Origin of the sequence: Edwardsiella tarda ATCC 15947 = NBRC 105688, assembly GCF_003113495.2 — a bacterium.
Taxonomy (GTDB): Bacteria; Pseudomonadota; Gammaproteobacteria; order Enterobacterales; family Enterobacteriaceae; genus Edwardsiella; species Edwardsiella tarda.
On the sequence record NZ_CP084506.1, the window covers coordinates 3,364,526 to 3,390,511 of the forward strand.

General features: G+C 56.4%; 20 protein-coding genes, 4 tRNA genes and 1 riboswitch. Of the genes, 5 read left to right on the forward strand and 19 right to left on the reverse strand.

Features of this window, described 5'->3' with window-relative positions; genetic code table 11:
* Positions 1-509 precede the first annotated feature (509 nt).
* Both purH and purD read left to right on the forward strand, forming a co-directional pair.
* Positions 510-2,099, forward strand: coding sequence for a bifunctional phosphoribosylaminoimidazolecarboxamide formyltransferase/IMP cyclohydrolase (gene purH, locus DCL27_RS15575; RefSeq protein ID WP_035599719.1), 1,590 nt, complete (start codon positions 510-512; stop codon positions 2,097-2,099).
* Positions 2,100-2,143: 44 nt separating this feature from the next.
* A complete protein-coding gene (gene purD / locus DCL27_RS15580) occupies positions 2,144-3,427 on the forward strand; it encodes a phosphoribosylamine--glycine ligase (RefSeq protein ID WP_005280456.1) in 1,284 nt (427 codons plus the stop codon).
* Positions 3,428-3,473: 46 nt separating this feature from the next.
* On the opposite strand, the gene DCL27_RS15585 is transcribed toward purD, so the two are convergent.
* The 6 genes from DCL27_RS15585 to nudC form a co-directional block, all read right to left on the reverse strand.
* Positions 3,474-4,136, reverse strand: a complete 663-nt coding sequence (locus DCL27_RS15585) for a DUF1481 domain-containing protein (protein WP_223931182.1) — start codon at positions 4,134-4,136, stop codon at positions 3,474-3,476.
* A gap of 43 nt (positions 4,137-4,179) precedes the next feature.
* On the reverse strand, positions 4,180-4,452 hold the full coding sequence (hupA, locus tag DCL27_RS15590; RefSeq protein WP_005280461.1) for a nucleoid-associated protein HU-alpha: 273 nt from the start codon (positions 4,450-4,452) through the stop codon (positions 4,180-4,182).
* A 189-nt stretch (positions 4,453-4,641) separates the two neighbouring features.
* On the reverse strand, positions 4,642-5,232 hold the full coding sequence (locus tag DCL27_RS15595) for a YjaG family protein (RefSeq protein WP_005280463.1): 591 nt from the start codon (positions 5,230-5,232) through the stop codon (positions 4,642-4,644).
* Positions 5,233-5,331: 99 nt separating this feature from the next.
* On the reverse strand, positions 5,332-6,015 hold the full coding sequence (gene nfi / locus DCL27_RS15600; protein ID WP_005280465.1) for a deoxyribonuclease V: 684 nt from the start codon (positions 6,013-6,015) through the stop codon (positions 5,332-5,334).
* Between the two features lie 16 nt (positions 6,016-6,031).
* On the reverse strand, positions 6,032-7,096 hold the full coding sequence (hemE, locus tag DCL27_RS15605) for a uroporphyrinogen decarboxylase (RefSeq protein WP_005280468.1): 1,065 nt from the start codon (positions 7,094-7,096) through the stop codon (positions 6,032-6,034).
* A gap of 47 nt (positions 7,097-7,143) precedes the next feature.
* Positions 7,144-7,923 carry an NAD(+) diphosphatase gene (gene nudC, locus DCL27_RS15610; RefSeq protein ID WP_035599729.1) on the reverse strand — a complete coding sequence of 260 codons (780 nt, stop codon included), beginning with the start codon at positions 7,921-7,923 and terminating at the stop codon, positions 7,144-7,146.
* A 154-nt stretch (positions 7,924-8,077) separates the two neighbouring features.
* A riboswitch (TPP riboswitch) is annotated at positions 8,078-8,193 on the forward strand.
* A 104-nt stretch (positions 8,194-8,297) separates the two neighbouring features.
* Between nudC and thiC the strand changes: the two genes are divergently transcribed.
* Positions 8,298-10,226, forward strand: a complete 1,929-nt coding sequence (gene thiC, locus DCL27_RS15615; protein WP_005297608.1) for a phosphomethylpyrimidine synthase ThiC — start codon at positions 8,298-8,300, stop codon at positions 10,224-10,226.
* A gap of 117 nt (positions 10,227-10,343) precedes the next feature.
* Here the strand turns inward: thiC and rpoC are convergent, their stop codons facing one another.
* The 13 genes from rpoC to DCL27_RS15680 form a co-directional block, all read right to left on the reverse strand.
* Positions 10,344-14,564, reverse strand: a complete 4,221-nt coding sequence (rpoC, locus tag DCL27_RS15620; RefSeq protein WP_005280476.1) for a DNA-directed RNA polymerase subunit beta' — start codon at positions 14,562-14,564, stop codon at positions 10,344-10,346.
* 79 nt (positions 14,565-14,643) lie between these two features.
* Positions 14,644-18,672 carry a DNA-directed RNA polymerase subunit beta gene (gene rpoB, locus DCL27_RS15625; protein WP_005297612.1) on the reverse strand — a complete coding sequence of 1,343 codons (4,029 nt, stop codon included), beginning with the start codon at positions 18,670-18,672 and terminating at the stop codon, positions 14,644-14,646.
* A gap of 330 nt (positions 18,673-19,002) precedes the next feature.
* The gene (gene rplL / locus DCL27_RS15630) at positions 19,003-19,371 is read right to left on the reverse strand and encodes a 50S ribosomal protein L7/L12 (RefSeq protein WP_005280479.1); all 369 of its coding nucleotides are present in this window, start codon (positions 19,369-19,371) and stop codon (positions 19,003-19,005) included.
* Positions 19,372-19,437: 66 nt separating this feature from the next.
* Positions 19,438-19,935: a 50S ribosomal protein L10 gene (gene rplJ / locus DCL27_RS15635; RefSeq protein WP_005280485.1), complete on the reverse strand. Its 498-nt coding sequence runs from the start codon at positions 19,933-19,935 to the stop codon at positions 19,438-19,440.
* 320 nt (positions 19,936-20,255) lie between these two features.
* Positions 20,256-20,960: a 50S ribosomal protein L1 gene (gene rplA / locus DCL27_RS15640; protein WP_005280487.1), complete on the reverse strand. Its 705-nt coding sequence runs from the start codon at positions 20,958-20,960 to the stop codon at positions 20,256-20,258.
* Between the two features lie 3 nt (positions 20,961-20,963).
* On the reverse strand, positions 20,964-21,392 hold the full coding sequence (gene rplK / locus DCL27_RS15645) for a 50S ribosomal protein L11 (RefSeq protein WP_005280490.1): 429 nt from the start codon (positions 21,390-21,392) through the stop codon (positions 20,964-20,966).
* Positions 21,393-21,555: 163 nt separating this feature from the next.
* The gene (gene nusG, locus DCL27_RS15650; protein WP_005280494.1) at positions 21,556-22,101 is read right to left on the reverse strand and encodes a transcription termination/antitermination protein NusG; all 546 of its coding nucleotides are present in this window, start codon (positions 22,099-22,101) and stop codon (positions 21,556-21,558) included.
* 1 nt (position 22,102) lies between these two features.
* Positions 22,103-22,486, reverse strand: a complete 384-nt coding sequence (secE, locus tag DCL27_RS15655) for a preprotein translocase subunit SecE (protein ID WP_005280496.1) — start codon at positions 22,484-22,486, stop codon at positions 22,103-22,105.
* A gap of 295 nt (positions 22,487-22,781) precedes the next feature.
* Positions 22,782-23,966 carry an elongation factor Tu gene (gene tuf, locus DCL27_RS15660; RefSeq protein ID WP_024522593.1) on the reverse strand — a complete coding sequence of 395 codons (1,185 nt, stop codon included), beginning with the start codon at positions 23,964-23,966 and terminating at the stop codon, positions 22,782-22,784.
* 127 nt (positions 23,967-24,093) lie between these two features.
* A tRNA-Thr gene (locus DCL27_RS15665) sits at positions 24,094-24,169 on the reverse strand.
* Positions 24,170-24,176: 7 nt separating this feature from the next.
* Positions 24,177-24,251 (reverse strand) — tRNA-Gly (locus tag DCL27_RS15670).
* A gap of 124 nt (positions 24,252-24,375) precedes the next feature.
* A tRNA-Tyr gene (locus DCL27_RS15675) sits at positions 24,376-24,460 on the reverse strand.
* 21 nt (positions 24,461-24,481) lie between these two features.
* A tRNA-Thr gene (locus tag DCL27_RS15680) sits at positions 24,482-24,557 on the reverse strand.
* A 37-nt stretch (positions 24,558-24,594) separates the two neighbouring features.
* Here DCL27_RS15680 and DCL27_RS15685 point away from each other — a divergent pair.
* Both DCL27_RS15685 and coaA read left to right on the forward strand, forming a co-directional pair.
* The gene (locus DCL27_RS15685) at positions 24,595-24,969 is read left to right on the forward strand and encodes a hypothetical protein (RefSeq protein WP_127519436.1); all 375 of its coding nucleotides are present in this window, start codon (positions 24,595-24,597) and stop codon (positions 24,967-24,969) included.
* Between the two features lie 17 nt (positions 24,970-24,986).
* Positions 24,987-25,934 carry a type I pantothenate kinase gene (gene coaA, locus DCL27_RS15690; RefSeq protein WP_005280503.1) on the forward strand — a complete coding sequence of 316 codons (948 nt, stop codon included), beginning with the start codon at positions 24,987-24,989 and terminating at the stop codon, positions 25,932-25,934.
* The last annotated feature ends 52 nt before the right edge of the window (positions 25,935-25,986 follow it).

Genomic DNA, 25,986 nt, shown 5'->3' on the forward strand with positions numbered 1-25,986 from the left:
TGTCACTCTTCAAGACTTTAAATATTTTGGCATTCCGAGGAATGCTTAATACGAATCTTGCGAGTGCCCACACAGATTGTCTGATAATTTGTTAAAGAGCAATGACTTAGGAGCTTTGCTTCACTAAGTCGAGGCAGCGTATGTTACGCTTTCCTCGGTGAGTGTCAACGATTAATTTCTCGTTTTTCACTTCACTCTCCCCGGCTCATCTTGTGATGTTGTTCACAAGTGCCGTGTCGATGGAGGCGCATTATAGGGCCCAATTCGCAGCGTGCAACCGCTATTTTACGACAAAAGTATCGTTTGACGCATTACACAGCAATTGAACTGCTTATACCTGATTACACACAGAGTTATCCACAAACTCTGTGGCGGCAAAAATTTGACGAGCTTTACGCAAACGTTTTCGTTAGAATCATCGCGCGCTATAATTCCGCTTCATTCGCAACGACGCCTAATAGGTATATAAATAGGGTTACTGCGATCCATTGCCGAAGGATATAACCACCATGCAACACAGTCGTCCTGTTCGCCGCGCACTACTGAGTGTCTCCGATAAAACTGGTATCGTTGAGTTCGCCCGTGCGTTACACCAACGCGGCATCGAGCTGCTCTCAACGGGCGGCACCGCCCGTCTATTATCAGAGGCTGGCCTGCCCGTCATTGAAGTCTCCGATTATACCGGTTTCCCAGAGATGATGGATGGACGCGTTAAAACCCTCCATCCCAAGATTCATGGTGGGATCCTGGGTCGCCGTGACCGTGACAGCGATATCATGCAGCAGCATGAGATCAAACCCATCGATATGGTGGTGGTTAACCTCTATCCCTTTGCCCAGACCGTTGCCCGTCCCGACTGTACTCTGGAAGCAGCGGTAGAAAATATTGATATCGGCGGACCGACCATGGTGCGCTCGGCCGCGAAAAACCATAATGACGTCGCCATCATAGTTAATAACCACGACTTCGATCGGGTCATTGCCGAAATGGATGCTAACCATGGCTCGTTAAGTCAGGCGACACGCTTCGATCTGGCGATCAAAGCCTTTGAGCATACCGCCGCCTACGACAGCATGATTGCCAACTATTTCGGCACGCTGGTCGCCCCTTACCATGGCGACACCAGTAATCCCAGCGGACGCTTCCCTCGCACCCTGAATCTGAATCTGGTGAAAAAGCAGGATATGCGTTATGGCGAAAATGGCCACCAGCAGGCCGCCTTCTATGTCGAAGAGCCGGTACGTGAGGCCAGCATCGCCACCGCGCAGCAGTTGCAGGGCAAGGCGCTCTCCTATAACAACATCGCCGATACCGATGCCGCGCTGGAGTGTGTTAAAAGTTTTGCCGAGCCAGCCTGTGTCATCGTGAAACATGCCAACCCCTGTGGCGTCGCTATCGCTAGTGATCTACTCCAGGCCTATGAGCGCGCCTACCAGACTGACCCGACCTCCGCCTTTGGCGGTATCATCGCCTTCAACCGTCCTCTGGATGCCAAGACGGCGCAAGCCATCATCGCCCGCCAATTCGTCGAGGTGATCATCGCCCCTCGTATCAGCGATGAAGCCTTGGATGTGCTCAGCGCCAAGCAGAACGTTCGTGTGCTCGCCTGCAGTGAATGGGGTGAGGCCTGTCCGGGACTCGACTTCAAACGCGTCAACGGTGGGCTGCTGGTTCAAGAGCGCGATCTGGGGATGGTCGGCGCTGACGATCTACACGTGGTCACCACACGCCAGCCCAGCGAGCAGGAGCTGCGCGATGCCTTATTCTGCTGGAAAGTCGCCAAGTTTGTTAAGTCCAACGCCATCGTCTATGCACGAGATAACATGACCGTTGGCATCGGTGCCGGGCAGATGAGTCGCGTCTACTCCGCCAAAATTGCCGGGATTAAGGCCGCCGATGAGGGTTTACCCGTCGCCGGCTCAGTCATGGCCTCCGATGCCTTCTTCCCCTTCCGCGACGGCATCGATGCCGCGGCGGCTGTTGGCATCACCTGTGTGATCCAACCGGGAGGCTCGATTCGTGATGACGAGGTTATCGCCGCCGCCAACGAGCACGGCATCGCCATGATTTTCACCGGCATGCGCCACTTCCGCCACTAAGATCAATGCTGCGGGGCTCCCCCCGCAGCGCAAAGGTGACCGTTATGAATATCCTGATTATCGGCAACGGCGGGCGAGAGCATGCCCTGGCCTGGAAAGCCGCACAGTCTCCGCTGGCCGAGCGCGTATTTGTCGCGCCCGGTAACGCCGGCACGGCACAAGAGCCGGCCTTGGAGAATATCGCCATCGCCGCAACCGATATTCCGGCGCTGGTCGACTTCGCCCGCCGCCAACAGATCGATCTGACCATCGTAGGACCCGAGGCTCCCCTGGTACTCGGTGTCGTCGACGCCTTCCGCGCCGCAGGCCTGACCATCTTCGGCCCGAGCCAAAGTGCGGCACGGCTGGAAGGGTCTAAAGCCTTTAGCAAAGACTTCCTCGCGCGCCACCATATTCCTACCGCAGCCTACCGTAACTTCACCGAAGTCGAGCCCGCGTTAGCCTATGTCCGTGAGCAGGGGGCCCCGATTGTGATCAAGGCCGACGGTCTGGCCGCCGGGAAAGGGGTGATCGTTGCCATGACGTTGGAGGAGGCCGAGGCGGCTATCCACGATATGCTCGCGGGCAATGCCTTTGGCGACGCCGGGCATCGCATCGTTATCGAAGAGTTCCTGACCGGCGAAGAAGCCAGCTTCATCGTGATGGTCGACGGCGAACACGTGCTGCCGATGGCCACCAGCCAGGATCATAAGCGAGTTGGCGATGGTGACAGCGGCCCCAATACCGGCGGTATGGGTGCCTATTCCCCAGCGCCCGTGGTCAGCGAAGCGGTGCATCAGCGCGTGATGGAGCAGGTAATTTGGCCGACGGTACGCGGTATGGCCGAGGAGGGTTCTCCCTATACGGGTTTCCTCTATGCCGGGCTGATGATCTCGGCTGACGGCGAGCCGAAGGTCATTGAGTTTAATTGCCGCTTCGGTGACCCAGAGACCCAGCCGATCATGATGCGTATGCAATCGGATCTGGTGGCACTCTGCCTGGCCGGTGCCCAGGGGACACTCGATCAGCAGACCTCCGCCTGGGACCCACGAGCGGCGTTAGGCGTCGTACTGGCCGCGGCGGGCTACCCGGGGGACTACCGCCAGGGCGATATCATTCACGGTTTGACACACGGTACGGCAGACGCCAAGGTATTCCATGCCGGGACGCGATTGAATCCCCTCGGCGAAGTCGAGACCTGCGGTGGACGCGTATTATGTGCGACAGCCTTAGGCGATGATATCGCTCAAGCCCAGCGCAATGCCTATCAGCTGGTCGACACCCTCTCCTGGCCGGGAGGCTTCTGCCGTCGTGACATCGGCTACCGCGCGCTACAACGTCCACGCTAACGTGCCTCGACCCCGTCACGATTAAGCCGGCCTTGTGCCGGCTTTTTTACAAGGTTTTGGCCGTCGGCTCCCAAACGCAGATATCTTGTTGGGTAATCTGCAACAACTGAGCGCCCGCCGGTGCAGACAACCAGGCAACCCATAGCGCGCCATGGCTATTCGCCTCGCGCCGCGCCAATTGCGCCGCCTGCCAACCGGCTAACGGCAATGGCGCGACTTGGCCATCGCAACGGGTAAAGATCCCATCCTGCCAGCGCCCCTGAACCAGGCTGACCCCACCCGCGATCAGCGTGGCCGCCAAATCGCGTGTATGACGCGCTTGATATTGCGCCTTGGCGATCTCATCGGCGCTCGGCATCTCACGCGTCTCACCCTGCAAGCGCTGCATATAACTCAACGTCCCCTGCATATCGAAACGTAACTGCAGCACGTCGCCCTCATCGTCCCCGCTCTGCTGTAAGATCTGATACAAGTGCCCGTCACGGTAACGATAGTGATCGATGAGAGTCTGCCCCTGACCCAGCGGGCTAAACACACGCATCATAGCCAGAGGTTGCTGCGCGCGCCCTTCGAGGCGCCAAATGCGTACGATGCCGCCATCCGCGATATATCCTGTCGCGGCAAAGGGGGGAGAGGAAGGGGGAGACTGGCAGCCTGCCAACAGCACGATGCCAGCCACTAGCCAGCGGCGTATAGACAAAAGGGGCACCATCGCCCCCTCAACTACACAACTTACTGTGGCCACGCGTTACTTATTTAACCGCGTCTTTCAATGCCTTGCCAGAAACGAACGCCGGGACGTTAGCGGCGGCAATTTTGATCTCTTTGCCAGTCTGCGGGTTGCGGCCAGTGCGCTCGTTACGATGATTCACTTTAAAAGTACCGAAACCAACCAATTGTACGGCATCGCCTGCCTTCAGAGACTCAGTAATAGCAGCCAGGGTAGACTCCAGAGCGGCTTTAGCCTGGGTCTTGGACAGATCGGCCTTGTCTGCGATTACATCAATCAGCTGAGTCTTATTCATAAGTTATCCTTACAGTGTGTTTATCGTTTGCAAAGCATCGAGTGCGACGGATATGCCGATTGACAGCACTCTCCTGCATACACGCACCGATAGCCACTTCTTTTACGCCCCCCAAATGTAGAACAAGCGAGGGGCGAATGTGAAGCCTTAGAGGGCGACAAATCAGGTGTTAAATCACGTTTTGCCGTCTTATTGCGCTAATTCGATACCGATGTTGCTCACACCCGCCTCACGCAGGTCGGCACGCAGCCCTTTTATCAATTCGAGGTCACGCTCTTCGGCCTCGTTCAGCAGGCGAAAAATCTCCCACTGAATGTCCAACTCTTCCTGGATCGCCGGTAACGCTTTCAACTCATCGTCGCTCATCTCACGACCGGCCTGGGTCATTTCTAACATGCCAACGGTATGCAACGAGGTCTCACTCACGGCAATAGCATGCGCCAACATGTCGCCGCCCAATTGAGAATGCAATATCTCGCTCAACGCGACACAGGCGTCGATCGCTGGGTAGACACCGTACATGTCATAGTCATCGGCATTGGGGATCACCGCCTCCAACTTCTCCAACTGACTGTCGAAGTTGATCTTGGCATCCTTCACCGTCAACACTTCCCAGACCAGATCCAGGATACGGCGATACACCGCTGCGTCGGCAAACTCGCTTTGCCGGCAAAAGGCCTGGTAGTTGGGGAACATCCGCTCGCTGAGGCAAGCCATAAAGGTGAGCTGTTGCCAACTCTCCAACTTCTCCAGACGTTTATGAATGGGATTACGCAGCATGCTGAAGTCTCTCTCGATTATCTGCGGCGCAGTCTAACTGAATTACGGGAAAAACCCTACGATTGCGCCAGATTATAAGAATGTTCACTCCTCCCCCGGTTACTCTTGCCCTTGGGAAGGAGACTGAGTGGCCTGCCAGCGCAAAAAGGCGGGGCGCCGAGAGGCGATCGCATCGGCCCAGCGGGTCGGTTCCGGTAGTCGGTAGCCACGTAAACAACGTTGTACCCAGGCTAAGGCGCTATCACGGCTGACGCGATGGCCACTTGAGATAAATAGCGGGTTACAACGCGCCTTGCTACGCAGCACCCAACCGATCGGCTCGGCTCCATCCATCAGCGGAGTCGTCGCCCCCGGCGCGGCATCCAAGTCGGCGAATTGACCATACAGCCGGCGCTTCGCCACGCCGATGGTTGGTACATCCGCCAATAGGCCAAAATGGCTGGCAATCCCTAGCCGACGGGGATGCGCGATACCGTGTCCATCGACCATCACCAACTGTGGCCGCTGGCGTAGTTGCGCCCAGGCCTGCAACAGGGCGGGATACTCGCGAAACGAGAGAAAACCGGGGATATACGGCATCCGCGTGGCAATACGCGCCACCTGGTACTCCACCAGCGTCAACGAAGGATAGTGCAACACGGCGATCGCCGCCCGCGTGACCGCCCCCTCCTGCTCGAAGCCCACGTCGGCTCCGGCGATCAGCGACGGCGTATCCCAACGATCCGCCAGCTCAACCTGTACCGCCTTAGCCCGTTGCTCATCACGTAACGCCTGCATATCCATGGTGTCTGGTGTCCCGTTAACGGTGATACGGCTGGGAGAGACGATGAACCGCCTCAACAAAGATGCCGGCCTGCTCGGGCGGCACATCCTGATGGATACCGTGTCCTAAGTTAAAGACGTGTCCCTCCCCCTGGCCGAAACCCGCCAGGATGTCGGCGACTTCCTGCTCGATGCGCGCCGCTGGCGCATACAGCATGGAGGGGTCCATATTGCCTTGCAGTGCAACCCGATCACCGACTCGACGACGCGCATCGGCGATGTCGCAGGTCCAATCCAAACCGAGGGCATCGCACCCCGTCTCTGCCATCGCCTCCAGCCATTGCCCGCCGCCCTTGGTAAACAACGTCACCGGCACCCGGCGCCCCTCATTTTCACGCTGCAGGCCATCGACGATCTGATGCATATACTGTAGAGAGAACTCGCGGTAGTCGCGCCCAGTCAGCACACCCCCCCAGGTATCAAAGATCATCACCGCCTGCGCCCCGGCACGGATCTGGGCGTTAAGGTACAGGATGACGCTCTGCGCCAACTTATCCAGTAGGTGATGTAGGGCCGCCGGATCGGCATACATCATCTTCTTAATCTTGGTGAAGGCCTTACTACTACCGCCCTCGACCATATAGGTCGCTAACGTCCAGGGGCTACCGGAGAAACCGATCAACGGCACGGCACCCTGCAGGTTACGCCGGATGGTGCGCACCGCTGCCATCACATAACCCAGCTCCTGTTCCGGATCGGGAATAGGCAGCCGATCGATGTCGGCGCGGCAGGTAATCGGCCGCGTAAAGCGTGGCCCTTCGCCCGCCTCGAAGTAGAGTCCCAAGCCCATGGCATCCGGCACCGTGAGAATATCCGAAAACAGGATCGCCGCATCCAGAGGGAAACGACGCAACGGCTGTAAGGTGACTTCACAGGCCAGTTCGGCATTCTTACACAGGGCGATGAAGTCACCGGCCTGGGCACGCGTGGCATTGTACTCCGGCAGATAACGCCCAGCCTGGCGCATCATCCATACCGGGGTCATGTCGACCGGCTGGCGCAACAGCGCACGCAGATAGCGATCGTTCTTCAGTTCGGACATCCTTCGGCTCCTATTATTATTTTATGGCATTGTAGCATGTGGGTGACTCATTCATGCTGCGCCCGGCACAGCGCAACGGTGTCCTCGATCAGACGTCGCGCCACCGTACCGGCCGGGGGTAACTGGGGCAGACGATCGTAACGATACCACCCCGCCTCCTGTAGCTCTTTGGGGTCGTGGCGTAGCTCGCCCGCGGCATAATCGGCCAAGAAGGCCATCATCAGAGAGTGGGGAAAAGGCCACGGCTGCGAGGCGACGTAACGCAGATTCCTAATCTGTAAATTGCTCTCCTCCATGATCTCACGCGCGGCGGCCTGCTCCAGCGTCTCCCCCACCTCGACAAAGCCCGCCAGGACGGTATAGATACCATTACGGTGGCGATTATGCCGAGCCAGCAGGATATGATCGTCCCGACGAATGGCGACGATGATACAGGGAGCAATCTGTGGGTAATAGCGTTGTTGGCAGTGAGCGCACAGACAGGCCCATTCATGCTGACTCGCCTGCATCGGCTGGCCGCAGTAACCGCAGAACCGATGGGACTGGAAAAACTCCGCCAACTGTACGCCGCGACCGGCTAATTGAAATAAACCGCGATCGGCGTCGATCAGCTGGCGTACCGTGGTCATCTCTCCATTGCGCTGCTGCCGCACCAGCCATACCGCCATCCCCTGCCACTCACCAATACGGTAGGCCATCTGCCCGACCAACCCCCAGCGTGCCGCGCTACCACAAGGTAGCTCACCCTGCGGCAACCAGATACGCCCCTGATCGCTGACCACCCACCAGCCGTTATCGGCTTCACCTATTTGCTGTACGACTGCCACCGCCTCGACTCCTTCACTCCACTCGTGCCTGCGTTCGCTCCGCCTACGCGCCACCCTGCGAACAAACCATGATTAAACACATTATTAACAATACTTGCAGTTTTCTCACGCCCTCCTTACACTGCCCGCACGCGAGGGTTACCACCCTCGCCGCACCATCTTGTCGGAGTGCCTAGTTGATACCGGGTATCACAGGCTGAGACCGTTAATTCGGGATCCGCGGAACCTGATTGGGTTAATACCCACGAAGGGAACAAGAGTAATCTGCACGTTCAGCCAATCCATGGCTTCACGTTTTTCTTATTCATTACTCCTATCCGAGCTCCAGACAAGCAATTTTTCTCCTATCACGCCTTATGAGGCAGGAATTTGCTATGTCGACTCCAACCATTCCCGATGCGCCACGCCGCCAACGCCGCGCCGAGGCCCAGCGCTTCATCGCTAGCCTCCGCGGCGAAGCCTATCCCAACTCTCGCCGCATCTACCTCCAGGGCTCACGCGCCGATATCCGAGTCCCTCTACGTGAGATCAGTCTCAGCCCAACCCTCGTCGGTGGGACGCCGGAACAACCACAGTGGCGCGACAATGAGGCGGTGGCGGTATACGACACTTCGGGCGCCTATGGCGATCCCCAAGCCTCTCTCGATCTACGCCAAGGCTTACCGGCCATCCGCGCCGCGTGGATCGCAGAGCGTGGCGACACGGAAGTGCTCGCTGGGCGCAGCGCCGATTACACCCGCCAACGTCAAGCCGATCTGGCACTAGAGACGCTGCGCTTTCCCCAGCCTCCCGCTGCGCGTCGCGCGTTACCCGGGAAACGAGTCAGCCAATTGCATTATGCCCGCCAGGGCATCATCACCCCGGAGATGGAGTTTATTGCCCTGCGCGAGAACATGGGGCGTGAACGCATTCGGAGTGGCGTATTACGCCAGCAGCATCCCGGCGAATCCTTCGGCGCCCATCTACCGGAGAACATCACCGCCGAGTTTGTGCGTGCCGAGGTTGCCGCCGGGCGAGCCATCATTCCCGCCAATATCAATCATCCCGAATCCGAGCCGATGATCATCGGCCGTAATTTCCTGGTGAAGGTTAACGCCAACATCGGTAGCTCTTCCGTCACCTCGTCGATTGAGGAGGAGGTCGAGAAGTTGGTGTGGGCCACCCGCTGGGGTGCCGATACGGTGATGGATCTCTCTACCGGACGCTATATTCACGAGACGCGTGAATGGATCTTACGTAACAGCCCAGTCCCTATCGGCACCGTGCCGATTTATCAGGCGTTGGAGAAGGTCAACGGTGTCGCCGAGGATCTCGACTGGCCGCTGTTGCGCGATACCCTGTTGGAGCAAGCGGAGCAAGGCGTAGACTACTTCACCCTGCACGCCGGCGTGTTACTGCGCTATATCCCGCTGACCGCCCAACGCCTGACGGGCATCGTCTCGCGCGGGGGAGCCATCATGGCCAAGTGGTGTCTAGCGCACCATCAGGAGAACTTCATCTATCGCCATTTCCGCGAGATCTGCGAGATCTGTAGCGCCTATGATATTGCGCTCTCATTGGGCGACGGTCTCCGCCCCGGTTCGATCCAGGATGCCAACGATCAGGCCCAGTTCGCCGAGCTGCATACCCTAGGCGAGCTGACCCAGATCGCCTGGGAGTATGATGTCCAGGTGATGATCGAGGGGCCGGGACACGTGCCGATGCAGATGATCCGCCGCAACATGGAGGAGGAGCTCACCCATTGTCACGAAGCGCCCTTCTATACCTTAGGGCCACTCACTACCGATATCGCCCCGGGCTATGACCACTTCACCTCCGGCATTGGTGCGGCACTGATCGGCTGGTTTGGCTGCGCCATGCTGTGTTACGTCACGCCCAAAGAACATCTCGGCTTGCCGGACAAAGAGGATGTGAAGCAGGGATTGATCACCTATAAGATCGCCGCCCATGCTGCCGATCTGGCCAAGGGGCACCCTGGCGCCCAGATCCGCGACAACGCCATGTCGCAGGCGCGCTTCGAGTTCCGCTGGGAGGATCAATTCAATCTGGCGCTCGACCCCATCACCGCACGCGCCTATCACGACGCCACGCTGCCACAGGCCTCCGGCAAGCTCGCCCACTTCTGTTCGATGTGCGGGCCGAAGTTCTGTTCGATGAAGATCTCGCAGGAGGTGCGTGAACATGCCGCGCGCCAGACGCAGACGGAGGCAGAACCGGAAGCGGGTATGGCACAGATGGCCGATCAGTTCCGTGCCTATGGCGGCGAACTGTATCTGGCCGATGACACCACCCCACGCCGCTAAACGGCGCTAGACCGCGGCGTCCAGAGTGATGAAGCAACCGCTCACCCGATGCGCCGCACGCCAGACGAAAAAAAACCGCTCCAAAGAGCGGTTTTTTCATACGGTCAAGCGAATGACTTATTCGTCATTGCCACCTAGCAGACCCGCGTTCAGCAGTTCTGCCAAGTTGGCGCTGGCCTCTTCCGCACTCACCTGCGGAGCGGCGGAGGAGTCGGCAGCACGACGGCGCATGCGATCCTGGTGGTAGGCATAGCCGGTACCCGCCGGGATCAGACGGCCCACGATGACGTTCTCTTTCAAGCCACGCAGTTCGTCACGCTTACCGGCAACGGCCGCTTCCGTCAACACGCGGGTGGTCTCCTGGAAGGAGGCCGCGGAGATGAAGGACTCGGTCGCCAGAGATGCCTTGGTGATACCCAGCAGATCGCGCATATAGGTCGCGGCAATCTTACCTTCAGATTCCAGCTGACGATTAGCGATCTTGACGCGGGACACTTCCACCTGCTCGCCTTCCAGGAAGTCGGAGCTACCGGCAGAGGCGATAGTCGCCTTACGCAGCATCTGACGCACGATAACTTCGATGTGCTTATCGTTAATCTTAACGCCCTGCAGACGGTATACGTCCTGGACTTCGTTAACGATGTAGCGCGTTACCGCGTTCACGCCACGCAGACGCAGAATGTCATGCGGAGACTCTGGACCATCGGAGATCACGTCGCCACGTTCTACGCGTTCGCCTTCGAACACGTTGAGCTGACGCCACTTCGGAATCATCTCTTCGTAAGCATCGCTGCCATCCAACGGCGTGATCACCAGGCGACGTTTGCCCTTGGTCTCTTTACCGAAGGAAACCACACCGCTGATCTCGGCCAGGATTGCCGGCTCTTTCGGACGGCGGGCTTCGAACAGGTCGGCAACGCGCGGCAGACCACCGGTAATATCCTTGGTACCGCCGGATTCCTGCGGAATACGCGCCAGGGTGTCACCGGCACTGATGGCGATGCCATCTTCCAGCTGCACGATGGCCTTACCCGGCAGGAAGTACTGAGCCGGCATATCGGTACCCGGCAGCAGTACGTCGTCACCGTTGGCATCGACGAGACGCAGCGCAGGACGCAGATCTTTACCGCTACCGGTACGCTCTGCAGAATCCAGAACCACCTGAGAGGAGAGACCGGTCAGTTCGTCGGTCTGACGGGTTACCGTCTGGCCGTCGATCATGTCGGCAAAGCGCATGTAACCGCTAACTTCAGAGATAACCGGCATGGTATGCGGATCCCAGTTAGCAACGGTCTCACCGCCGTTCACCTCAGCGCCGTCGCCCTTGGCCAGCGTGGCACCGTAAGGCACCTTATAGCTTTCCTTGGTACGACCGAACTCATCGATCAGTTTCAACTCGGTGTTACGTGAGGTAATCACCAGCTTACCGTCGGAGTTCACGACGAACTTGGCGTTGGTCAGCTTCAGGCTACCCTTGTTCTTCACCTGAATGCTAGATTCAGCCGCCGCACGCGATGCCGCACCACCGATGTGGAAGGTACGCATGGTCAGCTGGGTACCCGGTTCACCGATGGACTGTGCCGCGATAACACCGATGGCTTCGCCCTTGTTCACCAGGTGGCCACGGGCCAAGTCACGACCGTAGCAGTGAGCACACACGCCGAAGTCAGTTTCACAGCTCACGACAGAACGCACTTTCACGCTGTCGACAGAGTGCTCTTCCAGCAGGTCACACCATTTTTCGTTCAGCAGGGTGTTACGCGGCACCAGGATGTCCGCCGTACCCGGCTTCAAGACTTCTTCCGCCGTCACACGACCCAGAACGCGGTCACGCAGCGGCTCTTTCACGTCGCCGCCCTCGATAACCGGGGTCATGACGATACCGTTGTGGGTACCACAGTCGTCTTCGATGACCACCAGATCCTGCGCCACGTCGACCAGACGACGAGTCAGGTAACCGGAGTTCGCGGTCTTCAGTGCGGTATCCGCCAGACCTTTACGCGCACCGTGAGTAGAGATGAAGTACTGGAGTACGTTCAGACCTTCACGGAAGTTCGCGGTGATCGGCGTTTCGATGATGGAGCCGTCCGGCTTCGCCATCAGACCACGCATACCGGCCAGCTGACGGATCTGAGCGGCGGAACCACGCGCACCGGAGTCGGCCATCATAAAGATGCTGTTGAAGGAGACCTGACGCTCTTCCTCGCCGTTACGGTTGATAACGGTTTCGGTAGACAGGTTTTCCATCATCGCCTTCGCCACACGCTCGTTAGCGGCGGCCCAGATATCGATGACCTTGTTGTAACGTTCGCCAGCGGTAACCAGACCAGACTGGAACTGCTCCTGGATCTCGGCCACTTCGGCTTCGGCTTCGGCGATGATTTCGGCTTTCTTCGCCGGGATCACCATGTCGTCGATACCGACGGAGGCACCAGAGCGCGCCGCATAGGCGAAACCGGTGTACATGATCTGGTCGGCGAAGATAACGGTCGGCTTCAGACCCAGCGCACGGTAGCAGGCGTTCAGCATCTTAGAGATGGCTTTCTTGCCCAGCGGCTGGTTGACGATGGTAAACGGCAGCCCCTTCGGCACGATCATCCACAGGATGGCGCGGCCAACGGTGGTGTCGATCAGGCCGGTTTCCGGCACCATCTCGCCATCGGTATTCTTGCTGTACTGGGTGATACGCACTTTAACGCGAGCATGCAGCGAGGCCAGCCCGGCGCGATAGATACGTTCGGCCTCTTTCGGGCCGCTCAGCACCATGCCTTCGCCTTTGGCGTTCACACAGTCGCGAGTCATGTAGTACAGACCCAACACCACGTCCTGAGACGGAACGATGATCGGATCGCCGTTCGCCGGGGAGAGGATGTTGTTGGTAGACATCATCAACGCACGCGCTTCCAGCTGGGCTTCCAGCGTCAACGGTACGTGTACTGCCATCTGGTCACCGTCGAAGTCGGCGTTGTAGGCCGCACACACCAGCGGGTGCAGCTGAATGGCTTTACCTTCAATCAGCAGCGGTTCGAACGCCTGGATACCCAGACGGTGCAGGGTCGGCGCACGGTTCAGCATGACCGGGTGCTCGCGGATCACCTCATCGAGGATATCCCATACCACCGCCTCTTCGCGCTCGACCATCTTCTTGGCCGCCTTGATGGTGGTGGCCAGGCCGCGCAGTTCCAGCTTGCCATAGATGAACGGCTTGAACAGTTCCAATGCCATCTTCTTCGGCAGGCCGCACTGATGCAGACGCAGGTACGGACCGACGGTGATAACGGAACGACCAGAGTAGTCGACACGTTTACCCAGCAGGTTCTGACGGAAACGACCCTGCTTACCTTTGATCATGTCGGCCAGAGACTTCAGCGGACGCTTGTTAGAGCCGGTGATGGCGCGACCGCGACGGCCGTTATCTAACAGCGCATCGACCGCTTCCTGCAACATACGCTTTTCGTTGCGTACGATGATATCCGGCGCAGCCAGATCCAGCAGGCGCTTCAGACGGTTGTTACGGTTGATCACGCGACGATACAGATCGTTCAGATCGGAGGTCGCGAAACGACCGCCATCCAGCGGGACCAGCGGACGCAGATCCGGCGGCAATACCGGCAGCACGGTCAGGATCATCCACTCCGGCTTGTTGCCAGACAGAATGAACGCTTCCAGCAGCTTGATGCGCTTGGTCAGCTTCTTACGCTTGGTCTCGGAGTTGGTCTCACCCAGCTCTTCACGCAGCTGCTCGCACTCGGCTTCCAGATCCATCCCTTTCAGCAGGGCCTGGATCGCCTCGGCGCCCATCTTGGCGTCGAATTCGTCACCGAACTCTTCCAGTGCATCCAGATACTGCTCTTCGGTCAGGATCTGACGACGCTCCAGGTTGGTCATCCCGCCTTCGACGACGACATAAGATTCGAAGTACAGTACGCGTTCGATGTCACGCAGCGGCATGTCCAGCAACAGACCGATACGGGACGGCAGGGACTTCAGGAACCAGATGTGCGCGGTCGGTGAGGCCAGTTCGATGTGACCCATGCGCTCACGGCGCACCTTGGTCTGGGTCACTTCAACGCCACATTTTTCACAGATGACGCCACGGTGTTTCAAGCGCTTGTACTTACCGCACAGGCACTCGTAATCTTTCACCGGCCCAAAAATACGGGCGCAGAAAAGACCGTCACGTTCCGGCTTGAACGTACGGTAGTTGATGGTTTCCGGCTTCTTAACTTCGCCGAAAGACCAGGAACGGATCATGTCTGGCGAAGCCAGCGCAATTTTGATCGCGTCAAACTCTTCGGTCTTAGTTTGCGCTTTCAGAAACTTCAGTAAGTCTTTCACGGATTAGCTCCCGTCGGAGTGAGAACTCTTAAGGCGCCCGCCGTAACGGGCGCCCTGTGATCGGTACGGATTCGAGTGCTTACTCGTCTTCCAGCTCGATGTTGATGCCCAGCGAGCGGATTTCTTTCAACAGTACGTTGAAGGATTCCGGCATGCCCGGTTCCATCTGATGGCTGCCATCCACGATGTTCTTATACATCTTGGTACGGCCGTTCACGTCATCAGACTTAACGGTGAGCATTTCCTGCAGGGTGTAGGCGGCGCCGTAAGCTTCCAGCGCCCACACTTCCATCTCCCCGAAGCGCTGACCACCGAACTGCGCCTTACCACCCAGCGGCTGCTGGGTAACCAGGCTGTAGGAGCCGGTGGAACGCGCATGCATCTTGTCGTCGACCAAGTGGTTCAGTTTCAGCATGTACATGTAACCCACGGTTACCTGACGCTCGAAACGCTCACCGGTGCGACCATCATACAGGGTGATCTGACCGGAGGTCGGGATACCACCCAGCTCCAGCAGGCCCTTGATTTCGCGCTCTTTAGCACCGTCGAACACTGGCGTTGCAACCGGCAGACCCTTCTTCAGGTTTTCCGCCAGACGCAGAACTTCGTCATCGCTAAAGGTGTTCAGATCCACCTGCTGACGGGTGTTGTCACCCAGATCGTAGGCTCTCTGGATGAACTCACGCAGTTTGGCCACTTCCTGCTGCTGCTTGAGCATGGCGTTGATCTTGTCGCCGATGCCTTTCGCCGCCATACCCAGGTGGGTTTCCAGGATCTGACCGATGTTCATACGTGACGGTACGCCCAGCGGGTTCAGTACGATATCGACCGGCGTGCCGTTCTCATCGTAAGGCATATCTTCGATCGGGTTGATCTTAGAGATAACACCCTTGTTACCGTGACGACCTGCCATCTTATCGCCCGGCTGGATCTGACGTTTCACCGCCAGGTACACCTTAACGATCTTCAGCACGCCCGGCGCCAGATCGTCGCCCTGGGTGATCTTACGACGCTTGGCTTCCAGTTTCTTCTCGAACTCAGCCTTCAGCTCATCGTACTGCTCGGCCAGCTGCTCCAGCTGGTTCTGCTTGGCTTCATCCGCCAGGCCCAGCTCCAGCCAACGGTCACGCGGCAGTTTTTCCAGTTTTTCCGCTTCCACGCCACCGGCAACCAGCACGTCGTGGATACGGGCAAACAGACCGGCTTCCAGGATCTGCAACTCTTCGGTCAGGTCTTTCTTGGCCTGCTTGAGCTGCATCTCTTCGATTTCCAGCGCACGCTTGTCTTTTTCCACGCCATCGCGGGTAAAGACCTGTACGTCGATAACGGTACCGGAAACGCTGTTCGGCACACGCAGAGAAGAGTCTTTCACGTCAGACGCCTTCTCACCGAAGATGGCGCGCAGCAGCTTCTCTTCCGGCGTCAGCTGGGTTTCACCTTTCGGCGTTACCTTACCGACCAGGATGTCGCCACCCTTCACTTCGGCGCCGATATAAACGATGCCGGATTCGTCGAGCTTGGAAAGTGCGGCCTCACCGACGTTCGGGATGTCGGCAGTGATCTCTTCCGGCCCCAGCTTGGTGTCACGAGACACACAGGCCAGCTCCTGGATATGAATAGAGGTGAAGCGATCTTCCTGTACCACGCGCTCGGAGACTAAGATGGAGTCTTCGAAGTTGTAACCGTTCCACGGCATGAACGCCACGCGCATGTTCTGACCCAGTGCCAGTTCGCCCAGATCGGTGGACGGACCGTCGGCCAGCACATCGCCACGCTCAATAGGCTCACCCAGTGAGACACACGGCATCTGGCTGATGCAGGTGTTCTGGTTGGAGCGGGTGTACTTGGTCAGGTTGTAGATGTCGATGCCGGCTTCGCCCGGGAACATCTCATCTTCGTTAACCTTGATGACGATACGGGACGCATCCACGTACTGCACCATACCACCGCGCTTGGCGACGGAGGTTACACCGGAGTCGACGGCAACCGCACGCTCCATACCGGTACCAACCAGCGGCTTATCGGCGCGCAGGGTCGGTACCGCCTGACGTTGCATGTTCGCACCCATCAAAGCACGGTTGGCGTCATCGTGTTCCAAGAACGGGATCAGGGACGCACCGACGGAAACCACCTGCTGGGTGGAAACGTCCATGTAGTCAACCTGGTCACGGCTGAACAAGCTGGATTCGCCCTTGCTGCGGCACGTTACCAGATCTTCAACGAAGCGGCCTTCATCATCCAGGTTGGAGTTCGCCTGGGCGATAACGAAGTTGCCTTCTTCGATGGCAGACAGGTAATGGATCTCGTCGGTCACGATACCGTCACGCACGCGGCGATACGGAGTTTCCAGGAAACCATACTCGTTGGTCTGTGCGTACACAGACAGGGAGTTGATCAGACCGATGTTCGGACCTTCCGGCGTTTCGATAGGACATACGCGACCGTAGTGGGTCGGGTGTACGTCTCGCACTTCAAAGCCGGCACGCTCACGGGTCAGACCGCCTGGGCCCAACGCGGAGATACGACGCTTGTGAGTGATCTCGGACAGCGGGTTGTTCTGGTCCATAAACTGGGACAGCTGGCTGGAACCGAAGAACTCTTTCACGGCGGCAGAGATCGGCTTAGCGTTGATCATGTCCTGCGGCATCAGCATATCCAGATCGCCCAGGGACAGACGCTCTTTCACCGCACGCTCAACACGTACCAGACCCACACGGAATTGGTTTTCCGCCATCTCGCCCACAGAGCGGATACGACGGTTGCCCAAGTGGTCGATATCGTCGACTTCGCCTTTACCGTTACGGATATCGATGAGCTTCTTCATCACCTCGATGATGTCTTCTTTGCTCAGGATACCGGAACCTTCGATCTCATCACGCATCAGAGAACGGTTGAACTTCATGCGGCCAACCGCAGAGAGATCGTAGCGATCCTCGGAGAAGAACAGGTTCTCGAACAGATTCTCGGCGGCTTCGCGTGTCGGCGGCTCACCCGGGCGCATCATGCGGTAGATTTCTACCAGCGCGCTCAGACGATCGTTGGTCGGATCGACACGCAGCGTCTCGGACATGTACGGGCCATGATCCAGATCGTTGGTGAACAGCGTTTCGATGCGCTTGTAACCCGACTGGCTCAGCTTGGCCAGCAAATCCAACGACAGCTCCATGTTGGCGGCGCAGATCAGCTCGCCGGTGCTCTCGTCGATGTAATCTTTAGCCGCCACTTTGCCGACGATGTACTCAACCGGGACTTCGATCAGCTTAACATCATCTTTTTCCAACTGACGGATGTGACGCGCGGTGATACGACGGCCTTTCTCGACATAGACCTTACCGTTGGCCTCGATATCGAAGGAGGCGGTTTCGCCACGCAGACGCTCCGGTACCAGCTCCATCTGCAACTTGTTGTCGCGGATCTCAAAGATCACCTTGTCGAAGAACAGATCCAGGATCTGCTCGGTGGTGAAATCCAATGCGCGCAGGATGATGGTAGCCGGCAGCTTACGGCGGCGGTCAATACGAACAAACAGGTTGTCTTTCGGGTCGAACTCGAAGTCCAGCCAGGAACCACGGTAAGGGATAATGCGTGCGTTATACAGCACCTTACCAGAAGAGTGGGTTTTACCCTTGTCGCTGTCGAAGAATACGCCCGGGCTGCGGTGCAGCTGGGAGACGATAACACGCTCGGTGCCGTTGATGACGAAGGTGCCGTTTTCGGTCATCAGCGGGATTTCACCCATGTAAACTTCTTGTTCTTTGATGTCCTTAACGGTGCCTTCCGGCGCTTCGCGCTCGTAGATCACCAGGCGCAGTTTTACGCGCAGCGGAGCAGAGTAGGTTACGCCACGGATCTGACACTCTTTAACGTCAAATACCGGCTCACCCAAGCGATAGCTAACATACTGCAACTCGGAGTTGCCGCTGTAGCTCTGGATCGGGAATACGGAGCGAAAAGCCGCTTCCAGACCATACTGACCTTCCGGATCTTGCTCGATAAACTTCTGGAACGAGTCAAGCTGGATAGAAAGGAGATAGGGAACGTCCAACACTTGGGGACGCTTACCAAAGTCCTTACGAATTCGTTTTTTCTCGGTATAGGAGTAAACCATAGGGTTCCTCAGCTCGCTGAATAGTCGACCCATTTTGTCCGTCCTGATAGGACAGTTCACGCAACACCATTTTGTGACCGAAAGGGTGAATCCCCCTTCGCAATACTTGTTTCTATCACTCTTAAACCATTTCATTGCGCTTTACACAGCGCCGTAACTCACGGCCCTGACGCAGTATATTAAGGCGTCGATAGAAACAAGTATTGGGGATAACCTGTGACTAAACAGTGTGAAACCTCACAGGCATCCTTTACAGCGCAAAAAGGCTGGTGACCAAAAAGTCACCAGCCATCAGCCTGTTAGCACAGACTGTACTCCAAGAAGTTAAACTTATTTAACTTCAACAGAAGCGCCAGCTTCTTCCAGAGCTTTCTTCAGAGCTTCAGCGTCGTCTTTGCTGATGGCTTCTTTCAGAACTGCCGGAGCAGATTCTACCAGGTCTTTGGCTTCTTTCAGGCCCAGACCGGTTGCGCCACGGACAGCTTTGATGACAGCAACTTTGTTGCCGCCAGCAGCGGTCAGGACTACGTCGAATTCAGTTTTTTCTTCAACAGCTTCAGCAGCGCCGCCAGCGGCAACAGCTACAGCAGCAGCAGCAGAAACACCGAATTTCTCTTCCATCATGGAGATCAGTTCAACAACGTCCATTACGGACATTTCTGCAACTGCGTCCAGAATTTGCTCTTTAGTGATAGACATGACAATTGTTCCTAAAAATCAGAAATAGTTTATACGTTAGCAAGTGCGACAGTAGCAAAGCAGCGATTAAGCAGCTTCTTTCTGATCGCGCAGAGCAGCCAGAGTACGGACCAATTTGCCGGCAGCGGCTTCTTTCATGGTCGCCATCAGGCGTGCGATTGCTTCTTCGTAAGTCGGCAGAGTTGCCAGACGGTCGATCTGGGCCGCCGGGATCAGCTCACCTTCAAAGGCTGCAGCTTTGACCTCAAATTTTGCATTGTCTTTGGCAAAAGCCTTGAACAGACGAGCGGCAGCGCCCGGGTGTTCCATAGAGAATGCAATCAGGGTCGGACCAACAAACGTGTCTTTCAGGCACTCGAACTGAGAACCTTCAACGACGCGGCGCATCAGGGTGTTGCGAACAACACGCATGTAAACGCCAGCTTCACGACCTGCTTTACGCAGTTCGGTCATTTTGTCTACGGTTACGCCACGGGAATCCGCAACGACAGCAGACAGCGCGCCTTTGGCTACTTCGGTGACTTCAGCAACAATCGCTTGTTTGTCTTGAAGATTTAATGCCATTAGCTTGTGCTCCTGGATTTTTGCCGGAGAATGACTCCGGAACTCACTTCACTCGCTTATGGCCGAAACCATGCACGAGCATAGAAACACGGTGAGCAGAATCCAGACATCTAAAAAAGATTTCTTCGGGCTCTGTCACCGTCTACGCAGGAAGATTAAGTCTCTAACGAAACACCTGCGGTCTTGGACGGAGGTCTGGAAATAGGCCAGACTCCAACCGAAAATTCGTTCGCTTTACATTCATAGAATGTGCGGGCGTTAGATTTTAGACAAAACCGACGCCCGCGTAAAGCGAAAAGGCAAATCCTAATCCCGCAGGATTAGTTAGCCACTGCGCTCAGAGTCGCCTGATCAACAGCTACGCCTGCGCCCATGGTGGTGGACAGGCAAACTTTCTTGATGTAGACGCCTTTAGCAGTTGCCGGCTTAGCCTTCTTCAGGGCAACCATCAGTGCTTCCAGGTTTTCCTTCAGCTGCTCAGCAGAGAAGTTAGCCTTACCGATGGTGCTGTGAACGATGCCGTTCTTGTCGTTACGATAGCGAACCTGGCCAGCTTTAGCGTTTTTAACCGCTTCAGCTACGTTCGGCGTAACGGTACCCACTTTCGGGTTCGGCATCAGGCCACGCGGCCCCAGGATCTGGCCCAGTTGACCAACAACGCGCATTGCATCCGGAGAAGCAATAACAACGTCGAAGTTCATTTCGCCTTTCTTGATCTGGTCAGCCAGATCTTCCATACCTACCAGGTCAGCGCCGGCAGCTTTAGCCGCTTCAGCGTTCGGACCCTGGGTAAAGACGGCAACGCGTACAGTGCGGCCGGTGCCGTGCGGCAGGACGGTAGCACCACGTACGTTCTGGTCAGATTTACGCGCATCGATGCCGAGGTTAACGGCAACGTCTACGCTTTCAACGAATTTAGCAGTGGCCAGCTCTTGCAACAGAGCAATGGCTTCGTTGATGTCATACTGTTTAGTTACATCAACTTTTTCACGGATCACGCGCATGCGCTTGGTCAGCTTAGCCATTTCTTAGTCCTCCACTACCAGGCCCATGGAACGAGCAGTACCTTCGATTGAGCGAGACATCGCTTCAACGTCAGCACCAGTCATGTCCGCAGCTTTAGTTTCTGCGATTTCACGTACCTGAGCACGGGTCACTTTACCGACCTTGTCTTTGTTCGGCTTGCCAGAACCAGACTTGATGCCTGCCGCTTTCTTCAGCAGAACAGCAGCCGGCGGGGTCTTGGTGACGAAAGTGAAAGAACGGTCAGAGTAAACGGTAATAACAACCGGAATCGGCAGACCTTTTTCAATGCTGTCAGTCTTAGCATTGAACGCCTTACAGAATTCCATGATGTTAACACCCTGCTGACCCAGAGCCGGACCGACTGGCGGGCTCGGGTTAGCCATACCAGCTGCGACCTGCAGCTTCACGTAGGCTTGGACTTTCTTGGCCATTTAAAATTTCCTCAATTGGGTCATATCGCCTCGGAGAGGCTCCCCGTGATGGTAAAACGCTTTATGTGCCGCCAAATGCAGCAGCCCATAAATACAAAAGGCGCGAAATTGTAGTTCAATTTCGCGCCTATGGCAATGCACTTTTACTGCGTGACGACGTTTATTACGCCTTCTCGACCTGGCTGAAGTCCAGTTCGACCGGCGTAGCGCGACCAAAGATGGAGACAGACACCTTCAGGCGGCTCTTCTCGTAATCCACCTCTTCCACCACACCGTTGAAGTCGGCAAACGGCCCTTCGTTGACGCGGACCATCTCGCCCGGCTCGAACAGGGTCTTCGGACGCGGCTTATCACCCACCTGCTGCAGGCGGTTCATGATCGCATCCACTTCTTTGTCGCTGATCGGTGCAGGACGGTCAGAAGTCCCGCCGATAAAGCCCATCACACGCGGCACACTACGCACCAGATGCCAGCTAGCGTCGTTCATCACCATCTGCACCAGGACATAACCCGGGAAGAACTTACGCTCGCTCTTGCGACGCTGGCCACCACGGATTTCGACCACTTCCTCGGTCGGCACCATGACTTCACCAAACAGCTCTTCCATATTGTGCAGTTTGATATGCTCGCGCAGCGACTGGGCTACGCGACCCTCAAAACCGGAAAACGCCTGAACGACGTACCAACGCTTCTTCGGTGCTTCAGACATTTTAGAACCTCAGGCCAGTAATAAAGGAAACCAGACGGACCAGAATACCATCCAGTCCCCACAGAATCAGTGCCATAACGGCGGTCACTGCGGCGACGATCAGAGTCGTATGCAGCGCTTCCTGACGTGTCGGCCAAATCACTTTACGCATTTCGGTACGCGCTTCGCGAGCAAACGCCACGGTCGCTTTACCCTGCGTCGTCATCAAGGCGATGCCGCCGGCGGCAGCGATGATAACCACAACGGCCAGAGCACGCAGTGGCAGACTCACATCACGGTAAATATAGTTACCGACGATGGCTACGATCAGCAGAACGGCGACAACCAGCCACTTCATGACTTCCAGGCCACGCCCGCTCCCTTGAGCATCGGTATTCGCACTCATAAACCAACCTGTCACTAGATTCCAGAAAAACAACTTTGCCCCGCATCGCGAGGCAAACCAAACCGAATGAGAATCTTACGAGATACCAATGTGGATAGCACATTTATATCTGCAAAAAGCGACGTTGCTCGCGTGTTGGTGCGGCACGCCGCGATTCGGCACCATACGCCGTATCGCCAGAGCCCATCTCACCAGTAATTATGCGGGAAAAAACCACTGATGAGATAGGTTCTTGTCAAACTGCGTAGAAAAAGGGCATCAAATGATGCCCTTTTATCGCGTGCTGCGTCAAATCTTATTCGATAACTTTAGCAACAACGCCCGCGCCAACGGTACGGCCGCCTTCGCGGATTGCGAAGCGCAGACCATCGTCCATGGCGATCGGGTGGATCAGGGTAACAACCATCTTGATGTTGTCGCCCGGCATTACCATCTCTACGCCTTCCGGCAGTTCGATGGTACCAGTCACGTCAGTAGTACGGAAGTAGAACTGCGGACGGTAGCCTTTGAAGAACGGAGTATGACGGCCGCCTTCATCCTTGCTCAGGATGTACACTTCAGATTCGAACTTGGTGTGCGGAGTGATGGTGCCCGGCTTAGCCAGTACCTGACCACGTTCGATTTCGTCACGCTTAGTACCACGCAGCAGAACACCAACGTTCTCACCAGCACGGCCTTCGTCCAGCAGTTTGCGGAACATTTCAACGCCAGTACAGGTGGTCTTGGTGGTCGGCTTGATACCAACGATTTCAACTTCGTCGCCTACCTTGATGATACCGCGCTCTACACGACCGGTAACAACGGTACCACGGCCAGAGATAGAGAATACGTCTTCGATCGGCAGCAGGAACGGCTTGTCGATGTCACGCTCAGGTTCCGGGATGTAGGAGTCCAGAGTTTCAGCCAGTTCGATGATCTTCGCTTCCCACTCGGCTTCGCCTTCCAGCGCTTTCAGCGCAGAACCGCGGATTACCGGCGTGTCGTCGCCCGGGAAGTCGTACTGAGACAGCAGTTCGCGAACTTCCATCTCAACCAGTTCCAGCAGCTCTTCGTCATCAACCATGTCGCACTTGTTCAGGAACACGATGATGTACGGAACGCCTACCTGGCGACCCAACAGGATGTGCTCACGGGTCTGCGGCATCGGGCCGTCAGTCGCAGCAACAACCAGGATCGCGCCGTCCATCTGCGCCGCACCGGTGATCATGTTCTTAACGTAGTCGGCGTGCCCCGGGCAGTCTACGTGAGCGTAGTGACGGGTCGGGGTGTCGTATTCAACGTGAGAGGTGTTGATGGTGATACCACGAGCCTTTTCTTCCGGCGCGTTATCGATCTGGTCGAATGCGCGAGCGCTACCGCCGTAGGTCTTAGCCAGTACGGTGGTGATAGCAGCGGTCAGGGTAGTTTTACCGTGGTCAACGTGGCCGATAGTACCGACGTTAACGTGCGGTTTTGAACGTTCAAACTTTTCTTTAGACATTAATTGTCCCTCTAATACACGGATAAATCGGTGATATCACCACATCAACCAAGCATATATCGCTGAATGCTGTCTATTATGCTTGCTGAAATTTATTACAGAGAAACCAGAAGGGGGAAAAGAGAGATGGTGCTGATACCCAGAATCGAACTGGGGACCTCACCCTTACCAAGGGTGCGCTCTACCGACTGAGCCATATCAGCACATGTTTGGAGCGGGCAGCGGGAATCGAACCCGCATCATCAGCTTGGAAGGCTGAGGTAATAGCCATTATACGATGCCCGCACCTGAACCCGGCTACCTGATTGTTCTGTAGAGTTTACACCGGCCGACATTACTGTTCGTACCGCTGTATTCTGGAGCGTATCGACAACCTACACTCCAAGCCCTATTACTAAGGCTGAATAAATGGTGGTGGGGGAAGGATTCGAACCTTCGAAGTCTGAGACGGCAGATTTACAGTCTGCTCCCTTTGGCCGCTCGGGAACCCCACCACACCGGATTGTTGTACTTGATGGTGCCGGCTGCCGGAATCGAACTGGCGACCTACTGATTACAAGTCAGTTGCTCTACCTACTGAGCTAAGCCGGCATCAAGTAGCGCGCATTCTAGGTAGTGATCGTCAGCGATGCAACAAAAAAATTCGATTTTACGCCTCTTCGCTCATAAAACACGCAAAGTAGGCAGTTCCACCTTACTACATCGCTTCGATACAGCAGGTGTATATCGTTCGCAGCAACACATCGCGCACAAGCATAGTCCAAAGCAGGGGAAGAAGAAAGCCTATTGTTCCCCACTGAATCGCACGCTGTACGTTACCTTTGCCACTCTCGCTCGTGTCGGCTCACGGCTCACCACGGTACCGCAGGCCACCCGTTCCCGTCTCCACGGACAGATTGCAGCAACTTTAGGAAAAAAGCGCTGCACCCTAAGCGAAGCTGTCTATAATAAGCGACTCGATTTCTCTGGAGTTGGCGTCCGCGCCGTTTCCATCTTGCGCTGACAGGCAGACACGGGCATATGAAGAAAGAGCAATCCCTGGCGACCCCATACTTGCAATTCGATCGCCAACAGTGGGCGGCATTGCGTAACGCCGTCCCATTAACGCTGAGCGAAGACGAAATTACCCGTCTCAAGGGTATTAATGAAGATCTCTCTTTGGATGAGGTTGCCCAGATCTATTTGCCGCTCTCACGCCTACTGAATTTCTACTTCAGTTCCAGTGTCAGTCGTCAGGCCGTGTTAGCGAAATTTCTTGGTACGCACAATCCACGCGTCCCTTACATCATCGGTATTGCGGGTAGTGTTGCCGTCGGCAAAAGTACCACGGCACGTGTACTCCAGGCCTTGCTCAGTCGTTGGCCGGAACACCGCCGCGTCGAATTGATTACCACCGATGGCTTCCTGCACCCGAATAAGGTGTTGCAGGAGCGTGGCCTAATGAAGAAAAAGGGCTTTCCGCAATCTTATGATATGCATCGCCTGGTGAAGTTTGTCTCCGACATTAAATCCGGCGTGGCACAGGTTAGCGCACCGCAATACTCTCACTTGATCTACGATGTAGTACCCGATGGCGATAAGGTCATCGAGCGTCCAGATATTCTGATCCTCGAAGGATTAAACGTCCTACAGAGCGGCATGGATTATCCACATGATCCGCATCGGGTCTTTGTTTCTGATTTTGTCGACTTCTCGATCTATGTCGACGCCGCCGAAGAGCAATTACAGGCCTGGTATATCAACCGCTTTCTGAAATTTCGCGAGGGGGCCTTCACTAACCCTGACTCCTATTTCCACCACTACTCGCAATTGCCGGAGTCTGAGGCTATCGCCATCGCCAGTGGGCTATGGAAAGAGATCAATGGGTTAAATCTACGGCAAAATATCCTACCGACCCGTGAACGCGCCAGCCTGATTATGACCAAGGGCTGCAATCACGCGATAGAGAGTGTTCGCCTACGTAAATAAGTCGTCCCGACGCCTATCCCTTCACTGATGATGGAGGAGCCATGCTCCCCCA